Here is an 18,148-nt window from a genome sequence, read left to right as displayed (position 1 = left end):
ATGTCTCAGGATAATAATAGTAACCCAAAAAATAAGGCGCCTAAAAAAATGGGCTCGCCACTTAATCAAAAACCTAAGTTCAGTATATGGTGGGTCGTGGTACCCATCATATTGCTTTTTCTAGGCTATAATTTTGTTTCTAGCCAGTTGACGGCGCCGCAAGTAACTACTCCTAATGATTTCTTTGAATATCTGGAGAATGGTGAAGTGAGTAAGGTGGTAGTTGTCAAAAACAGAAGTATTGCTAGAGTCTTTCTTACCCAAGAAGCCTTGAAACTTCAAAAACACAGCAAAGCCATTAAAGACGGTGTTTTAGCTGGTGGTGATATTCCACAATACAGTGTTGAATATGGGGATCTTGAAATTTTTGAGCGCAAGATTGATGAAATCATTGCAGAAAAAGATTTATCAACCACTTTAAAATTTGATGCGGAAGATGATGGTCTATGGAGCTTGTTGATCAACGTGCTGCCTTTCATCATCATTATAGGTATCTGGATATTCTTAATGCGACGCATGTCTGGCGGTGCTGGTGGTGGCGCTGGTGGACAGATATTCAACATAGGGAAATCCAAGGCAAAACTTTTTGATCAAAAAACCGATGTAAAGACGACATTTAAAGATGTTGCTGGACTGGAAGGTGCCAAAGAAGAAGTTCAAGAAATTGTTGACTTCCTTAAAAATCCGGAAAAATACACCAGTCTAGGTGGTAAGATTCCTAAAGGTGCGCTTCTTATAGGTTCCCCAGGAACCGGTAAAACATTGCTGGCCAAAGCAGTCGCTGGTGAGGCAAAAGTTCCATTCTTCTCATTGAGTGGTTCTGATTTTGTCGAGATGTTTGTAGGTGTAGGTGCCAGTCGTGTACGTGACCTATTCAAGCAGGCAAAAGAGAAAAGTCCTGCCATCATTTTTATCGATGAGATTGACGCCATAGGTCGTGCTCGTGGAAAATCCAATTTCTCTGGGTCAAACGACGAGAGAGAAAACACGTTGAACCAGCTGTTGACTGAGATGGATGGTTTTGGAACCAATACCAACGTGATTGTTCTTGCAGCAACAAACCGTGGTGATATTCTAGACAAAGCGTTAATGCGCGCTGGACGTTTTGACCGTCAGATCTATGTAGATCTTCCAGACGTACGTGAACGTGAAGAAATTTTTGAAGTACACTTGAGACCTATCAAAAAGGTTGCTAACGAACTTGATATCGAATTTTTAGCAAGACAAACGCCTGGATTTAGTGGTGCAGACATTGCAAACGTTTGTAATGAAGCGGCACTTATCGCAGCACGTAAAGGAAAGAAAGCAGTTGACAAGCAAGACTTCCTAGATGCGGTAGACCGTATTGTAGGTGGACTTGAGAAAAAGAACAAACTGATCACACCTAGTGAGAAGAAAACGATCGCCTATCACGAGGCTGGACATGCTACAGTAAGCTGGATGACAGAGCATGCGGCACCGTTAGTAAAAGTAACCATCGTACCTAGAGGTCAATCATTGGGAGCTGCTTGGTATCTACCTGAAGAACGTCAGATCGTGAGACCAGAGCAAATGCTTGATGAAATGTGTGCTACAATGGGTGGTCGCGCAGCTGAAAAAGTCATTTTTGACAATATTTCTACTGGTGCGTTGAGTGACCTTGAAAAGGTAACTAAACAAGCTCGTGCCATGGTAACCATCTATGGTCTAAATGAAAAAGTAGGTAATATTACCTATTACGATTCTAGCGGTCAACAAGAATACAATATGACCAAACCTTATAGCGAGGCTACTGCGGTCACTATTGACGAGGAAATATCAAAGATCATTGAAGCGCAATATCAACGAGCGATCAAATTATTGACAGATAATAAGGATAAATTGACGGAGCTTGCAGAGTTACTTCTTGAGAAAGAGGTGATTTTCAAAGATGATCTTGAAAAGATTTTCGGTAAACGTGCTTTTGTAAAAGAAGAGCCCATAGCCTTAAAGTCCTCAAGTCGTTCTATCGCTGCACCAGAAACTACTGAAGTAACTGACGTAAGCGAGGAAGAATAGTTTGTCTTCCATAAATAAGTAGCTATATTTACATTAATCTGCTATTATAGGTAAGATCAACAATGGGCATATTCAAAAAAATCTTCAGGAAGGTTTCCGTTACCAGTGAATCTGGGCGGTCAACCGCTGAACGATCGAAATATATGCCAGAGGAAAAACTACCTCTAGATGAGCAGTTTATACATAATTTCTCTAGACAAGGCGGTCGTTTTTTATATGCCGTTGATGAGAATGAAGTACAGCAACATTTTGAGGATATCCTTGTAGAACACGACTTTTTTGAAACACCTGTTTTTTGCTATGACGAGCAATTGAAGGAACGTTTCAACGGTTTTAATCTAGATTTTAATCAGCATTTGCGAGAAAGTAGTTTTTTTCTAAGCACTTGCGAATACATCATTGCTGACAATGGTGCGATATTATTTTCTTCAAACCAGATCAAAGAGAATAAACCCAAACAACTGCCAGATACTTTTGTAGTCTTAGCAAGTACAAGTCAAATTGTAGAATCTATAGGTGAAGGATTGAGAGGCATCAAACACCACAATAGCAGAGGTTCTATTCCAACAAATATTACCACTCTAAAAAACTTCCAAGATCAAAGCCTGACCAAAGAGAAAGAAAAAGATCTCATGAATTATGGAGTACCTAACAAACGTCTTTATCTCATCCTATTAGAAGACTTGTAGCATGAGAGAATTGTTAGTTAGATCCATGTCGGGAATCATTTATGTCTCGTTGGTGGTCATTAGTGCGCTATACGCACCAGAATGGGTTTTTACGTTACTGTTTTGCATTTTTGCCTTTATATGTTTGGTAGAATTGATGCCCATGATACGTTTAAGGCAATGGGTCATTTATCCTATGCTACCATTAGCCTATTACTTTATTGTATGGAAAGGTGTCCCCATCAATTTCATTTACCTACTGCTTATCGCTACCCTATTAGTAAACATCTACTTGATAAGGGATTTAGTATTAGTAGACCGTATCGCACTTTTCAATACCAAAAAGCACATTATAGCTCTTTTGTATCTCATAGGATCTAGTTTGTTCCTAGCCTTGCTTCCCAACATTGTGGAAACCTATCGCCCAGAATTACTCATTGGAATTTTTGCCATTATCTGGACGAATGACAGCTTTGCCTATATCTCAGGTAGATTGTTGGGAAAGCACAAATTGATGAAACGTATATCTCCCAAAAAAACGATTGAAGGCTTTATAGGTGGTTTAGTCATGGCCATTGTTGCGGGAATTGCACTGCACTACTATTTAGTTTCTACCGGTATCGACGACTATTCTGTTTATGATTGGGCCATTATTGCTTTTGTGGTTGCGTTTTTTGGCACCATAGGCGATTTGATACAATCAAAAATCAAAAGACAGGCTGCAGTCAAGGATAGCGGTAGCATCATGCCAGGGCATGGTGGTATATTTGATCGTATGGACAGCATTATCTTTGCAGCACCTTTTGCATATCTCACTTTTTTAATCATCAATCATGTTTCATAAAGAAGGTACACCATCCATAATTATCGCCATCATTGTATCTGCAATATTGGTGGGCGTCGCATTTAGCGTTCCCATGCCTATATGGTTGCATTTTTTGCTGGTTGGGCTTGCCATTTTTGTCATTGTCATCATCCTTCAATTTTTTAGGAACCCAAAGAGAAAAACCATTCTAGATGATGCCACCATCGTGTCACCAGTAGATGGTAAGGTGGTCGTGATTGAAAAGGTTACAGAAAACGAATATTTCAAGGATGAACGTATCATGATTTCTGTATTCATGTCGCCTATTAATGTACATGTGACCAGATATCCTATAGGTGGTAAAGTGGCGTTCTCAAAATACCATCCTGGAAAATACCTGGTAGCATGGCACCCTAAGGCTAGTGAAGAAAATGAGCGCACCACGGTAGTAGTAGAACATAAAAACACCATACAGATCATGTACCGACAAATTGCAGGTGCTTTGGCTAAGCGGATCGTGAACTATGCTGTAGAAAATGAGGAAGTTGTCCAAGGATCTGACAGCGGATTCATTAAATTTGGTTCCAGAGTTGATGTTTACTTGCCACTTGATGCCAATATCAAGGTAGAATTGAACCAAAAAGTACGTGGTGGCGAGTCGATCCTTGCAAATTTTTAATGACCGAAGAAGAACTAGATAAAGAATTTGAAGCCGCTTTCGCGAAAGCGAGCTCTCAAGAGCAGTCTGAGGTACCTCTTGAACTGCAGTTACATCTTTATGCCTATTACAAAAGAGTCATTGACGAGCCCTATGTGAGCAATCGTAGTTTTGAGACGAACGACTTGAGGTCTGGATTTAAAATGAATGCTCTCATTCAAGTCCAGCAGCTCTCCAAAAATGAAGCGAAGGAACGCTACATTGAAATCATCAAAAAGCTTTACCCAAAGCCCTGGTAAGTAGCAGCGCTATTTACTTTTTTCTCATGATGTAGATCGCGAGTGCGATCAAACAAATCATCATCGCCCCAAAAAATATAATGATAAAATTAAATGGATTCATGATTTATGATTCTAGGGCGGTAAGGCTGGATTGAATGGTTTCGATTTTGGCAAGCGCGTCAGCCTCCTTTTTGCGTTCCATGGCTACGACCTGTTCTGGAGCACCGGCCATAAATCGCTCGTTGGATAACTTTTTCTTTACGCTCATCAAAAAGCCCTGAGCATGTTGAAGTTCTGCTTTAAGCTTCTCAATCTCGACAGCCGTATCGATATTTCCTTCCAGCGGCACAAAATATTCATTAGATCGTACGCGGTAACTGGCAGCACCAGCTACCTGATCCTCAACGATCTTTATAGACGTTATATTACCCATCTTTTTGATGAGTTCATCATAAGCGCTGGAAAGATTCTCATTATTGATGACCAAAAGATCAATTTCATTCTTAAAGCTTATCTGCTTTTCCTTACGCACTTTGCGCACTCCTGAAATAGCTTCCTTAACCAACTCTAAATCGGTAAGTAAATCTTGATAAATCGTTCCAGTTTCTGGCCAGGTATTGATACACAAGGCCTCACTAGGCTGGCGATCATGAATGCTTTGCCATATTTCTTCTGTAATAAATGGCGTGAACGGATGCATCAACCTCAGGTTATCCTCAAATAGATCAATTACTTCAGCCAAAGTTTGTGCATCAATGGGCTGCTGGTAGGCTGGTTTTATAATTTCCAGCAACCATCCACAAAAGTCGTCCCAGATCAATTTATAACTGGTCATGAGCACATCGCTGATGCGGTATTTAGAATAGTGATCCTCGATCTCTTCCATCGCCTGTGCAAACCTACTACGGTACCAGGCAATGCCTTGCGCGGCGTAATCTGGCTGCGGTAGTTGTTTGTCCACTTCCCAACCTTGTGTGAGCCTAAAGGCGTTCCACATCTTGTTGACAAAGTTTTTTCCCTGTTGGCAAAGATCCTCATCAAACATGAGGTCATTACCGGCGGCACTACTCAACAGCAATCCTACACGCACGCCATCTGCGCTGTATTCTTCCAATAACTTCAAGGCGTCTGGTGAATTACCCAGCGATTTGGACATTTTGCGACGTTGTTTATCACGTACCAGTCCCGTGAGATACACCTTATCAAAGGGCTTTTCATCCCGCAATTCATATCCAGCAACGATCATGCGCGCTACCCAGAAAAACAAAATATCTGGACCGGTTACCAAATCCCTTGTGGGATAGTAATAATTGATCTCTTCGTTCTCGGGTTCCAAAACTCCATTAAAAACGCTTATGGGCCATAACCAACTTGAGAACCAGGTGTCGAGAACATCACTCTCTTGACGTAGATCCTTTTCTGTTATGGTGTTGTTGTTAGTTCGCTTTCGCGAAAGCGAAACAGCCTCTTCCATACTACTTGCCACCACAAAATCATCTGTACCATCACCGTAGTAATAAGCAGGAATGCGTTGTCCCCAAACCAGCTGGCGTGAGATGTTCCAATCGCGCACATTTTCCATCCAATGGAAGTAGGTACTCTTGAATTTTGAAGGCAAAAGCTCAACAATATCTTCCTTAACCGCTTTGATAGCAGGCTGTGCCAGTTCTTCCATCTTTAGGAACCACTGGTCTGAAAGTCTGGGCTCAATGACTGCTTTGGTACGTTCACTAGTACCCACTTTATGAACATGGCTTTCTTTTTTGACCAAGAAACCTTTCTCTTCAAGCTCTATTGAAATTTGCTTGCGCACCTCAAACCGATCCATTCCTTCATAGTGCAAACCAAAACTGTTGAGTGTTGCATCTGCATTGAAAATATCGATGACTTCAAGATGGTGCGTTTCTCCTATCTTTTTGTCATTTTCGTCATGGGCTGGCGTGATTTTCAAACAACCAGTACCAAACTCCACATCCACATAATCGTCTGCTATTACTGGGATTTCCCTATTTACGATAGGAACAATGACCGTCTTACCGATTAAATGCGTATAACGCTCATCGGCTGGATTGACACAGACCGCGGTGTCTCCCAATATGGTTTCGGGTCTTGTTGTGGCAATGGTGACCTTATCGCTACTTCCTTTAATGGGGTATTCTAGGTAGTATAAATTCCCATTGCGCTCTTCATAGATGACTTCTTCATCACTCAAGGTTGTTTGCGCCACAGGATCCCAATTGACCATGCGGTACCCACGATAGATCAAGCCTTTGTTGTAAAGATCTATGAAGACCTTTATCACGCTGGCAGACATACCATCATCCAGTGTGAATTTTGTTCTGGACCAGTCACAACTGGCACCTAATTTTTTAAGTTGCTCGAGAATGATCCCGCCATACTCATGTGTCCACTGCCAGGCATGCTCCAAAAATTCCTCGCGAGTCAGGTCATTCTTATCAATTCCTTGTTCCTGCAGCTTTTTAACGACTTTAGCCTCTGTCGCAATGGATGCGTGATCTGTTCCAGGAACCCAACAAGCGTTATATCCCTTTAAACGAGCACGACGTATGAGTACATCCTGAATGGTATTGTTCAACATATGACCCATATGCAACACGCCAGTGACATTAGGTGGCGGTATGACTATGGTATAACTCTCTCTATCATCTGGAACTGATGTGAAAAAGTCGTTCTCCATCCAGTATTTGTACCACTTTTCTTCGGCGGTTTTAGAGTCGTATTTGGATGCTTGAGTCATGTTTGGCTTAATTATTGGAATTGAATGGCAAAAGTAATTATAACTTAAATCATAAGCCAATAAGCAGGCAATTATGAACTTTGAGTATTTTTATAAAAACAACTGGTTATGAAACCTATTTTAATTCTGATTTCGACACTATTTATTGGATACAGTTCTCTGGCACAAACTGCTGAAATGACATCTATAGAATTTGAGAACAAAGTCATTGATTACGGCTCGATTAAAAAAGGTGAAGATGGAAAACGCACTTTTGTGTTTACCAACACTGGTAATGCTCCTTTTGTGGTATCAGATATTTTCTCTTCCTGCACCTGTGATGTTATCTCTAAACCAGAAATGCCTATAGCTCCAGGTGAGAAAGGTAAAATTGTTGTGACCTACGACACTAAAAAATTGGGGCCTATCGTAAAAACTTTGACCGTCAAAGGAAACATCCCGCAAGGAATCATCCCGTTAAAATTGAAAGGTGTTGTGGTGGAGTAGCTAGATGACTGGAACCAATTCAAATTTAACTTTGAAAATGGCCTCATCTCTCTTGACGGTAAATCTGATGGTAGAATAAGGTTTTCTGAAAAATTTTTTTGAAACATTTGTCAAGCTCAAACTCGATTGGGAAACGCTGTTGACTTTAATAATCTCATCTCCTACTTTGAGACCAGCTTTATCAGCTGGAGATTCTGGCCTGACGTAGCTTATCAAAAGTTTAGGTGTAATTTTAATGACCCTTCTTCTTGAATTGGGCTGAAAACCATTGTTGCTGCTGACGTTACTGTAATTACCTTTTGAAAAGTCTGTCTTAGCATTTTCAATGGTGGTAAATACTTCTAAATCACCTTCAATCAATTCAAGTCCAGCCATGTTGTAGAAAAAACCTTCTTCTAGATTTGATTCAGGTCTTATGTACATGGACTCATTTTTGTAATCTAAAACAACTTTAAATCTGCTCAGAACCTCGCCACCTATCGAGCCCTTATAATCCTCTTGTTGATTGACATCAACATTTCGGTTGGTAAGGCTTTCCATTTCTGGTAAGGATACAGTAACCTTATTTAATTTGTGCTTACCAAGATAAACTCGGTCTACTTTAGATCTTTGTCCTTTTACCTTACCGCTCAATCCCATCCCCAGAAAATCCTCAAAACTTTTATTAGGAATTACGGCTTGTTTTAATGGAGGTAACAACCAGAGCGCATCACCATTTCCAGTATCGATTAAGGTATTCAACTCTATCTTACTACCGTTATTTTGCACTACAGATTGCAGATAAGGCTTTCGGTTTTTAATCGTTATGGGTATACGGGTAGATCGGCGTAACTTCCTTTTTATGAAAGATGGATCGCGATAAAGTTTCAAGACTTCGTTCTCATAATCTATGACTACTAGAAAATCAGCGAAGAAATCATATCCCATCAATCCATGAATGGTAACGCCCAGAAAACCCGATAAATTGATATTATCGTTAGCCATCACAAACAAGCCCGCATTCTTATTAGCGTAACCATAAGTGTCCAAAACGTTTTTATCGCTATAGTAAACATCAAACGGTTCTCGTTCACCATAACCTGAAATTTTAAGAGGTTGACCAGTCCGTAATTCAAGAGAATCAATTTCTTGCAGATTAAAAATGATGGACCTAGAGGCACCAGTATCTAGTATAAAGTTCAAAGCTGTCCCATTGACTTTTACGGGAATCACAATGAGATTTTGGGAACGAGTAAATGGAATAGTCACCTCATCAACACCGTCAGGTAAAGAAAAACCCTGCTGCCCTAGAGCAGAAAAACAGTTCAAGAAAAAGAAAACACAAACTAAAAGTCGACTCATAGTACTAAATATACGCCATCGCATTTGAGCGAGACATGCCCTATTCATACCTTTGCACTGCAAAAATAATTCCATGCCACAGATATCAGAAAAAGGAAGGTCAATGCCTTCATCTCCAGTTCGTAAACTTGTCCCATTTGCAGAAGCTGCAAAACAGCGAGGAACACACATCTACCAGCTTAACATAGGCCAGCCAGATATTAAAACGCCTAAGCAAGCCATTGATGCGGTTAGACAAAATGATATGACCATCCTTGAATATAGTCATAGTGCAGGGAACTTAACTTACAGAGAAAAGTTGATATCTCATTACAATAAATTAGGCATGGACCTTTCCATCGATGACATCATCGTTTCCACCGGTGGTAGCGAAGCGTTGTTGTTTGCCATGGGAAGCATTTGCGATTACGGCGATGAAGTCATCATTCCAGAGCCATTCTATGCCAACTATAACGGGTTTGCCACAGCTAGCGGCGTTACCGTAAAGCCTATCACAACCAGTATTGAGAATAATTTTGCATTACCATCCATAGCAGAATTTGAAAAGTTAATCACAGATAAAACCAAAGCCATTCTCATCTGTAATCCAGGAAATCCTACTGGGTATCTTTATACTCAGAAAGAAATGGATCAACTGGCTGCGCTGGTCAAAAAACATGATTTATTCCTTGTGGCAGATGAAGTCTATAGAGAATTTGCCTATGATGGACGTGAGCATTTCTCAGTCTTGAATCAAGCAGGTCTAGAAAACCACGCGATTATGATTGACAGTGTGAGCAAACGCTACAGTATGTGCGGTGCACGAATAGGCTGCATGGTTTCCAAAAATAAGGAAGTGGTAGCTGCAGCAATGAAATTTGCTCAGGCCAGATTAAGCCCACCAACATTTGCCCAAATAGCAGCAGAAGCCGCTCTTGACACCCCACAATCCTATTTTGACGACGTGATACAGGAATATATTGAGCGTCGGGACATTCTTATATCCAGCCTTAAAAAAATCGACGGTGTAGAAGTAGCAAATCCAGGTGGCGCCTTCTATTGTGTCGCTCAGTTACCAGTAGATGATACTGATAAATTTGCTCAATGGCTACTGGAATCTTTTGATTTTGAAGGCGAAACGATAATGGTGGCACCAGCAGCCGGTTTCTATAGCACACCAGGCATGGGTAAAAACCAGATCAGGATCGCATATGTACTCGAGAAAGATTCTTTGGTAAAAGCAGTAAACATCTTGGAGAAAGGACTCAAGGCCTATTTATCGTGATTGAGATTTCACATGGATACTCTTTAAAAAAGCACAATACTTTTGGTATTTCCGCTTTCGCGAAAGCGTACACCTCAATAACCACCATACAACAATTAGAAGAAGCACTCGCCTATTTTGTTGGTACGGAAAAATTCTTGTTAGGTGGCGGCAGTAATATGCTTATCCTGAATGACATTGAAAAGCCGGTCCTACAGATCAATTTAAATGGGATTGAAATAGTAAAAGAGGATGGCAATAAAGTTCATTTAAAGGTGATGGCTGGTGAAAACTGGCATGAACTGGTACTCTATTGTGTCAACAATAACTTTGCAGGAATTGAAAATCTCGCTCTCATTCCAGGAAATACAGGCACTGCTCCTATCCAGAATATAGGCGCCTATGGTGTGGAGCTAAAAGACGTTTTTGTTTCTTGTGAGGTGATGGATCTGGAAACCAGAGCCGTGAAGACCTTGACTAAAGCAGACTGTAATTTTGGCTATCGCGATTCGATTTTTAAGAACGAAGCCTTAGGCAAATTTGTGATTACCTCAGTCACACTAGAGCTAACTGATCTTGCAAAAACCAATGGTTATCAACTCAAGGTCGATTATGGTGCCATCAAGGAAGAAATGCAGCAATTGCCAGGTGAAGACACTATAGGCAAAGTCGCTCAGGCGGTCATTAATATTAGGACCAGTAAACTACCAGACCCTAAAGTGATAGGCAATAGCGGCAGTTTTTTCAAAAACCCTGTCATCGATAAAGAAACCTATCATAAACTTGTCGAATCCTTTCCAGACATGCCTAGCTATCAAGTAAATGATCAACAGGTTAAAGTACCTGCTGGATGGCTGATCGATAAATCTGGTTTTAAAGGCAAACGATATGGTGATGCAGGAGTTCATGATAGACAAGCCTTAGTATTAGTCAATCACGGCAACGCTACGGGAATGGAAATCTTGAGTGTGGCAAGAGACATTCAAAAAAACGTGAAGGAAACTTATGGAATCGTCATTGAGACTGAGGTCAACCTTATAGAGAATTAGTATAATCACAAGGTTTAATCATCGCCAAATTATTAAATTTGCATCATGGAATTACTATTGATCACATTCGGTTTGTTAGCTCTAGCGTTTGCTGGGATTGCCATTAAAATTTGGGGTAAAAAGGATGGTAAGTTCGCTGGAACATGCGCCAGCCAAAACCCATATTTAAATAAGGATGGACAAGCCTGTAGTATGTGCGGTAAACTGCCAGAAGAACAAGGTAATTGCGATACCAGCGATAAAAAAGCATAGATGGCAATAGGTTTATTCTATGTAATCCTTTTGGGTTGTGTCCTACTCAACGTTTGCTTTTACTTTTATTTTTCCAAGGTTTGCTTTTCTAATCCAGCGACTTACGATAAGAACGTCACACCAGTATCGGTGATCGTTTGTGCAAAGAATGAAGAGGAAAATTTAAGGAGACTTGTTCCTCAACTTCTTTCTCAGGATCATCCCAATTTTGAAATCATCTTGATCAATGACGCCAGTAGCGATGATACTCGGTTTGTGATAGAAGATTTTATGGCGCAACATCCACAAATTAAAATGGTAGATGTAGTCAACAACGAGACCTTTTGGGGCAATAAAAAATATGCTTTAACCCTAGGTATAAAAAAAGCAGTCAATGACCATTTAGTCTTTATTGATGCAGACTGTGAGCCAGCAAGTAACCAGTGGCTGTCTCTAATAAGCAGTCCATTGAAGAACGATACTACCATAGTTTTGGGTTACAGCGGCTATCACAAGGCCAAAAATTCCTTACTCAACGCATTGATCCGGTTTGAAACTGTTCTTGCAGCGGTTCAGTATTTGGGCTATGCCATGAGAGGCAACCCTTATATGGGCGTGGGCCGCAATCTGGCTTATACTTCAAAACAGTTTTATGATGTGAGTGGTTTCATGAGCCATATGAAAGTAATGGGTGGCGATGACGATCTTTTTGTGAATGAAGCTGCTACTGGAAACAATACTGCAGTGGTCATTGATTCAGAGGCCTTTACCATGAGCAAGCCAAAACAAGAATGGAATAAATGGTGGACCCAGAAAAAAAGACACGTCCAGACGTCAAAACTCTATAAAACCAGACACAAGCTGAGTCTTGGGCTGTTTTTCACTTCTCAGATATTCTTTTTTATAGCCACCATCTTGGGGTTCTTTTTTGGCCTTCAGTGGGAAGCTATCCTATCGCTGGTTCTAATAAGATACGTGATCGTGTGGATCGTGATGGGGAAAGGATTATCTCGCTTTCGCGAAAGCGAACTCATTCCATTCTTCCCATTATTGGAACTATTACTGGTATTTCTTCAGGCCGGTCTATTTATCTCAAACATTACCCACAAACCTAGTCGCTGGAAGTAGTCAGGTTTTAACTCTTTGAACGACTACATTATCCTTAACTTTGTTCTATGAATACAGCAGAAACAAGCGTTGCGCCACCTAAGGGAAAACCAAAATGGTTGCGCGTCAAATTGCCGGTAGGTCAGAAATATAAAGAGTTGCGCGGTGTGGTCGATAAGTACGATCTACACACGATATGTACCTCTGGAAGTTGCCCCAATATGGGCGAATGCTGGACTGAAGGTACCGCGACATTCATGATTTTAGGGAACACCTGCACACGCTCTTGTGGTTTTTGTGGTGTGAAAACCGGCAGACCAGAAGATGTCGACTGGGCAGAGCCTGAAAAAGTTGCCCGCAGCATCAAGCTCATGAATATCAAGCATGCCGTTCTTACAAGTGTGGATCGTGATGATCTCAAGGATATGGGTAGCATCATCTGGAAAGAAACCGTTGCCGCAGTGCGACGCATGAATCCTACAACTACTCTAGAAACTTTGATCCCAGATTTCCAAGGAGTGACTAGAAATATTGACCGCATCGTGGCCGCAAATCCAGAGGTGGTATCCCACAATATGGAGACCGTGAAACGACTGACTCGTGAGGTGCGCATACAGGCAAAATATGAACGTAGTCTCGAGGTGTTGAGATATTTGAAGCAAGAAGGCATCAACCGAACTAAATCAGGTATCATGCTGGGACTGGGCGAGCAAGAAAGCGAAGTCATTCAGACCATGGAAGATTTGCGAGACAATAACGTGGATGTTGTCACTATAGGACAATACCTGCAACCTTCTAAAAAGCATCTTCCTGTCAAGGAATTTATAACACCAGATCAATTCAAGAAATACGAGACTCTAGGCCTGGAAATGGGCTTTAGACACGTGGAAAGTGGCGCGCTGGTTCGCAGTTCTTACAAGGCGCACAAACATATTCTATAGATTTCCTTAAAGGTAAATTAGCACAGTTATGATACAGGTTGCCATAAATGGCTTTGGACGCATAGGCCGTACGTTTTTACGCACCACACTATTGAATCCACAAGTCAACGTTGTGGCAATCAATGATCTTGCCTCTATTGAAGTCATGGCGCACCTTTTTAAGTATGATTCTATTCATGGAGTCCTACCTAATGAAGTGACCCATGATCAGGATCATTTGATTATCGATGGCAACAAGATCAGGTTCACGCATCATTCCTCTTTAGACCAACTCCAATGGAACGGCGTTGATGTGGTCATAGAATCGACAGGCAAGTTCAAATCTGTTGCAGACCTTAACAAACATCTTACTGCAGGTGCAGGAAAAGTTATTTTGAGTGCACCAGCCGTAGACGATGCTATTAAAACGGTGGTTTTAGGAGTGAATGACCACATCCTTGAAAAATCAGACCGCATTGTTTCCAATGCCAGTTGTACGACTAATAATGCCGCGCCTATGATCAAGGTTCTCGATGAACTTTGTGGCGTCGAGCAGGCATATATCACAACGGTGCACAGCTACACGACTGACCAAAGTCTACACGATCAACCTCATAGAGATTTAAGGCGTGCCCGCGCAGCTGGACAATCCATAGTGCCTACCACTACCGGTGCCGCAAAGGCGCTTACCAAAATCTTTCCTCATTTGAGTGATGTCATAGGTGGTTGCGGTATACGTGTACCGGTTCCCAATGGCAGCCTGACAGACATGACCATCAATGTAAAGCAGGAAGTTACCATTGATCAAGTGAATGATGCTTTTATCGCTTTCGCGAAAGCGAACCCATCCACCTTTAGTTATACCGATGTACCGTTAGTTTCTATCGATATATCGGGATCTCCTTTTTCATGTATTTATGATAGTCAGATGACTTCGGTCATCGGGAAATTAGTAAAGATTATAGGCTGGTACGATAATGAAAGTGGATATTCCAACCGACTTCTAGATCTTGTGGTGAGATTAGATAGCTTGAACAAAAGTTAATAACTGCACATCTTTATCGATAAACGGATGATCTCTCGCCTAAAACAAGGGTAGATTCCGCATCTTGATTCTAACCGTTTATATTTGTTATTCAAGTTTTTGTGTGAAAAGAGTAATTTTTTTAGCAATCACCATTCTATTAAATTTTTATGGAATGGCGCAGGATACAGACAGCAGGCTATCTCAGGAAGGCCAGCAAATCGCTGTTGATGCCATGCTGGAGCGCGCAAATCTTGAACTACAAAGCAACCGTTTTGCCGAAGCCCAGAAAACACTGCAGGCCGCCATGGAAATTGCAAGTGACTCTGCCATCCATCTAAGGACACAGGTCGTTGAGGCGAACTTCTTTATATATACGGGACAATTAGACGAGGCTCAAAAAAATGTGGATCGTCTTAAAAGTCAGATACCGCTAACGTCAGATTTTTATATAGATCTACTTCTTATCCAAGCGGATATTCACATTAGAAAAAAAGAATATCTCCTAGCTGATGAGATTTTGAAGACGATCAATATTGCGTTGACAAAATCCCAGGACAGCACGAATGCACTTAAGGCTCGATACTTATCGGCTAATTTGAATTTAAGTACTGCCAACTATACGGAAGCACTAGAAATCTACAAGGATATCATTCCCAAACTACGTGAGCAAAGTTTATTCTACTTTGAGTCTAAAGCCACCTTTAACCTTGCGGAAACGAATTTTGAAAAAGGTGACTATGATAGTGCCAACGAGGTTGTGGAGCAAGCTATTTCTAAAGCAAGTAGTTATGGATTTACAGGTATATTACTTAGCTGCTATTATTTAAAAGCGTCCATTGAAAAAGGATTGGGCAACTTTGAACAAGCGGTGATATTCCTAGAGAAATATCAGCAACTTAAAGAAAGTCAATCCAACGATACCAATTCACTAGCAACCAGCGCAGCATCCATTGATAAAGTAGGTGAGCTTAAAAAAGAGCTTTTAGCAAAAGACCAACTTATAGCAGATCAAGATACTAAATTGAAGGGTCGTGGGATGCAGAACATCCTGTTTTTTGTATTGCTAACGCTCATGTCTTTATTGACCATGTCCTTATTTAAGAACAATAAGCTAAGAGCAAAAAGTAATCAAACTCTAGAAGGCAAGAACTCTGCGCTTATGGATGAACGTGATAGAGCGCAAGATGCTGCCAAAATAAAAGCAGATTTCTTATCTACTATTACTCACGAACTGCGTACACCTATGTATGCCGTTACCGGTTTGACGCACTTATTATTAGAGACTGAACCTAGACATGATCAAAGAGAGCATCTAGAAACGCTTCAATCTTCAGGTGAATATCTATTATCATTGATCGACAATATTCTGGACTTCAATAAACTAGAAGCCAATAAAGTCGAGCTGGAGCAGATTCCGTTTGACCTTAAAAAGCGAGTGGAAGACATTACGACGTCTCTAACTAATCAAGCTAAGGATCAAGGAAACAGCCTAAGCCTAGAATTTGACAGTAGAATCCCAAGTCGTATTAAAGGTGATCCTGTTAAGATGTCTCAAATTCTTATCAACCTTGTGGGCAACGCCATCAAGTTCACCAAAAACGGTAATGTTTGGATTAGAGTGGATCAGGTAAAACAAGTTGAGGATAGATGCCTTATTCACTTTGAAGTAGAGGATAATGGTAAAGGAATATCTGAAGAGAAACAACAAGACATCTTTAATAACTTTACTCAGGAGGGTTCCAGTACCACAAGAGAATATGGTGGTACCGGTCTAGGATTAGCCATTGTTAAAAACCTTGTGAGCCTAATGGGTAGTCAGATCGTGTTGGATAGTAAAATAGGAAGAGGTAGTATTTTCTCTTTTGATCTTTGGTTTGAGCTACCAGATACCAATAAGTTTTATGAAGATAAAAACTTAAAGATCTACGAAACTGAAACAGAAGAAGATTATCCAGAGTACAAGAAACCAGTAAGATCTCCTAAGACTCCAAAAGAAGATAAAACCGCTTCCATCGAGAAGACGGAAAAAATAGAACCAGTTACTGCCGAAGAAAATAAAGCACCACAGAATCAAGAAGACGCTGCCAAAAAAGAAACCCAAGAATCATCAGAAGGTAAAAACAACGATGTTATAGGCCTCAAAAAAGCCACTCCTATTGAACTTATCTCTAAGAAAATTCTGATCGTTGAGGACAACAAGATCAACCAAATGATCACTCGCAAGATTCTTGAAGGAAAGAATTTTGACTGTGACATTGCAAATAACGGGATTGAGGCATTAGGTAAGATCAAGGAGAATACATATGATCTAGTTTTGATGGACATACACATGCCAGGCATGGATGGTAAGCAGTGTACTCGTGAAGTACGCAAGTTTGATCGTGAGCTCCCAATTATCGCCCTTACCGCTGTGACGCTGGATGAATCAGAGAAAGAATTCTATGAGATAGGGTTTGACGATATCATTCCTAAACCATTTAAAATGGATGAATTCTTTGAAAAGATCCAAAAGGCTTTTACCAACTACCAGATATATTAATCCGAGGCTCTTCACCTATGAAGACGGTAGTGATTCCCACGTAGTATAAATTTTCCAGATTAAATTCTTTGAGTCTCACGTAATCCTTTTCGGTGGTGAGAATAATGTCATCTTTTTGAAGACCATCCAGATCTGAAGCTTTGAAATTATAATGATCTGGGAATTTCAAATGCTGAATATTCGCAAAGTTTTCTAGAAATCGAATGAAGTATTCTGGTTTTGCTATTCCTGTAATCACCTTGACATCTTTTCCCTTTAGACTAGACAAGGCTAGTTCATGATGCTTCCCGATAGCTTGATCACTATAAGAGATTTTTGAAAAATAAACTTTCTGATAGTCTTTTGGCTTGATTCGTTCCTTAATGGAATTCATTTCAGCTTCAGTGAGTCCATCTAGACATTTTGTAACAATGATGCTTTGCGCACGATCGGCTCCAGCTTTGGATTCCCTTAGATTACCAGCAGGCAACAGTGCATCATTGAAGTATGGCTGGCTGTAATCTGTCAATAGCACATAATGGGACGCCTTGACATATCGATGTTGGAAAGCATCATCCAGTATAATGAGATCTAAATGATAATCTTCTAAAAGTCGTTTGATACCATCCACGCGTTTTTCACAAACCGAAACTATCAATTGATCCCTAAATTTCAGTTTGAACTGCAAAGGTTCATCACCTACCTCTGTCGCCTTACTAGATTCAAAAACTTCTAAATAACCTTTAGAACTACGACCATAACCACGACTTAGGACAGCGGTTTTATGGCCAGCATGCTGCCTTACGAGGTATTCCACCATAGGAGACTTGCCAGTGCCACCAGTACTTAGATTACCTACGGCGATGATGGGAATTTCAAATGATGTAGCGTTGATCCAGCCTTTATCAAAACCGTAGTTGCGCAAGCCGGTAACACCATCATAAAGAATCGAAAACGGATACAACAAAAATCGCAGGCCTGTCATGACTTCAAAAGTAGCTTAAATTTTATCTTTACTA

Annotated in this window: 16 protein-coding genes; 13 read left to right on the top strand and 3 right to left on the bottom strand. The window is 40.7% G+C overall.

The features are described from left to right. The 5 genes from ftsH to AAU57_RS05900 all read left to right on the top strand — a co-directional run bounded on the left by ftsH (position 1) and on the right by AAU57_RS05900 (position 4,467). Positions 1 to 2,037: an ATP-dependent zinc metalloprotease FtsH gene (gene ftsH, locus AAU57_RS05920; protein ID WP_055412042.1), complete on the top strand. Its 2,037-nt coding sequence runs from the start codon at positions 1 to 3 to the stop codon at positions 2,035 to 2,037. A gap of 143 nt (positions 2,038 to 2,180) precedes the next feature. Continuing rightward, complete coding sequence (locus tag AAU57_RS05915) at positions 2,181 to 2,726, top strand: LUD domain-containing protein (RefSeq protein WP_231717774.1); 546 nt, start codon at positions 2,181 to 2,183, stop codon at positions 2,724 to 2,726. A 1-nt stretch (position 2,727) separates the two neighbouring features. Next, on the top strand, positions 2,728 to 3,549 hold the full coding sequence (locus AAU57_RS05910; protein ID WP_055412040.1) for a phosphatidate cytidylyltransferase: 822 nt from the start codon (positions 2,728 to 2,730) through the stop codon (positions 3,547 to 3,549). Further along, positions 3,539 to 4,189 (top strand): phosphatidylserine decarboxylase family protein, encoded by a 651-nt coding sequence (locus AAU57_RS05905; protein WP_055412039.1) that lies wholly within the window; start codon positions 3,539 to 3,541, stop codon positions 4,187 to 4,189. The genes AAU57_RS05910 and AAU57_RS05905 overlap by 11 nt, the downstream gene beginning before the upstream one ends. Further along, positions 4,189 to 4,467: an acyl-CoA-binding protein gene (locus tag AAU57_RS05900; RefSeq protein WP_055412038.1), complete on the top strand. Its 279-nt coding sequence runs from the start codon at positions 4,189 to 4,191 to the stop codon at positions 4,465 to 4,467. The genes AAU57_RS05905 and AAU57_RS05900 overlap by 1 nt, the downstream gene beginning before the upstream one ends. Before the next feature lie 106 nt (positions 4,468 to 4,573). On the opposite strand, the gene AAU57_RS05895 is transcribed toward AAU57_RS05900, so the two are convergent. Further along, entirely contained in the window at positions 4,574 to 7,207 is a 2,634-nt protein-coding gene (locus AAU57_RS05895; RefSeq protein ID WP_055412037.1) for a valine--tRNA ligase, read from the bottom strand. Positions 7,208 to 7,315: 108 nt separating this feature from the next. Between AAU57_RS05895 and AAU57_RS05890 the strand changes: the two genes are divergently transcribed. Beyond that, entirely contained in the window at positions 7,316 to 7,693 is a 378-nt protein-coding gene (locus tag AAU57_RS05890) for a DUF1573 domain-containing protein (RefSeq protein WP_055412036.1), read from the top strand. On the opposite strand, the gene AAU57_RS05885 is transcribed toward AAU57_RS05890, so the two are convergent. Next, positions 7,694 to 9,034: an aspartyl protease family protein gene (locus AAU57_RS05885; protein ID WP_197275392.1), complete on the bottom strand. Its 1,341-nt coding sequence runs from the start codon at positions 9,032 to 9,034 to the stop codon at positions 7,694 to 7,696. 73 nt (positions 9,035 to 9,107) lie between these two features. Between AAU57_RS05885 and AAU57_RS05880 the strand changes: the two genes are divergently transcribed. From AAU57_RS05880 to AAU57_RS05850, 7 genes are all read left to right on the top strand, one after another. Further along, positions 9,108 to 10,298: a pyridoxal phosphate-dependent aminotransferase gene (locus tag AAU57_RS05880; RefSeq protein ID WP_055412034.1), complete on the top strand. Its 1,191-nt coding sequence runs from the start codon at positions 9,108 to 9,110 to the stop codon at positions 10,296 to 10,298. Continuing rightward, on the top strand, positions 10,298 to 11,326 hold the full coding sequence (gene murB, locus AAU57_RS05875) for a UDP-N-acetylmuramate dehydrogenase (protein WP_055413686.1): 1,029 nt from the start codon (positions 10,298 to 10,300) through the stop codon (positions 11,324 to 11,326). Before AAU57_RS05880 ends, murB begins: the two co-directional genes overlap by 1 nt. Positions 11,327 to 11,371: 45 nt before the next feature. Next, on the top strand, positions 11,372 to 11,578 hold the full coding sequence (locus tag AAU57_RS05870; RefSeq protein WP_055412033.1) for a hypothetical protein: 207 nt from the start codon (positions 11,372 to 11,374) through the stop codon (positions 11,576 to 11,578). Next, positions 11,579 to 12,685, top strand: coding sequence for a glycosyltransferase (locus AAU57_RS05865; RefSeq protein WP_055412032.1), 1,107 nt, complete (start codon positions 11,579 to 11,581; stop codon positions 12,683 to 12,685). A gap of 47 nt (positions 12,686 to 12,732) precedes the next feature. Further along, on the top strand, positions 12,733 to 13,605 hold the full coding sequence (gene lipA / locus AAU57_RS05860) for a lipoyl synthase (RefSeq protein WP_055412031.1): 873 nt from the start codon (positions 12,733 to 12,735) through the stop codon (positions 13,603 to 13,605). A gap of 28 nt (positions 13,606 to 13,633) precedes the next feature. Further along, the gene (gene gap / locus AAU57_RS05855; RefSeq protein WP_055412030.1) at positions 13,634 to 14,629 is read left to right on the top strand and encodes a type I glyceraldehyde-3-phosphate dehydrogenase; all 996 of its coding nucleotides are present in this window, start codon (positions 13,634 to 13,636) and stop codon (positions 14,627 to 14,629) included. Positions 14,630 to 14,783: 154 nt separating this feature from the next. Further along, positions 14,784 to 17,150, top strand: coding sequence for an ATP-binding protein (locus tag AAU57_RS05850; protein WP_055412029.1), 2,367 nt, complete (start codon positions 14,784 to 14,786; stop codon positions 17,148 to 17,150). Here the strand turns inward: AAU57_RS05850 and lpxK are convergent. Next, the gene (gene lpxK / locus AAU57_RS05845) at positions 17,128 to 18,114 is read right to left on the bottom strand and encodes a tetraacyldisaccharide 4'-kinase (protein ID WP_055412028.1); all 987 of its coding nucleotides are present in this window, start codon (positions 18,112 to 18,114) and stop codon (positions 17,128 to 17,130) included. The genes AAU57_RS05850 and lpxK overlap by 23 nt on opposite strands. Positions 18,115 to 18,148: the final 34 nt, after the last annotated feature.

It is taken from the genome of Nonlabens sp. YIK11 (assembly GCF_001413925.1).
Lineage (GTDB): Bacteria > Bacteroidota > Bacteroidia > Flavobacteriales > Flavobacteriaceae > Nonlabens.
Note: the sequence above shows the minus strand (reverse complement) of the source record. Positions and strands in the feature narration are given on the sequence as shown.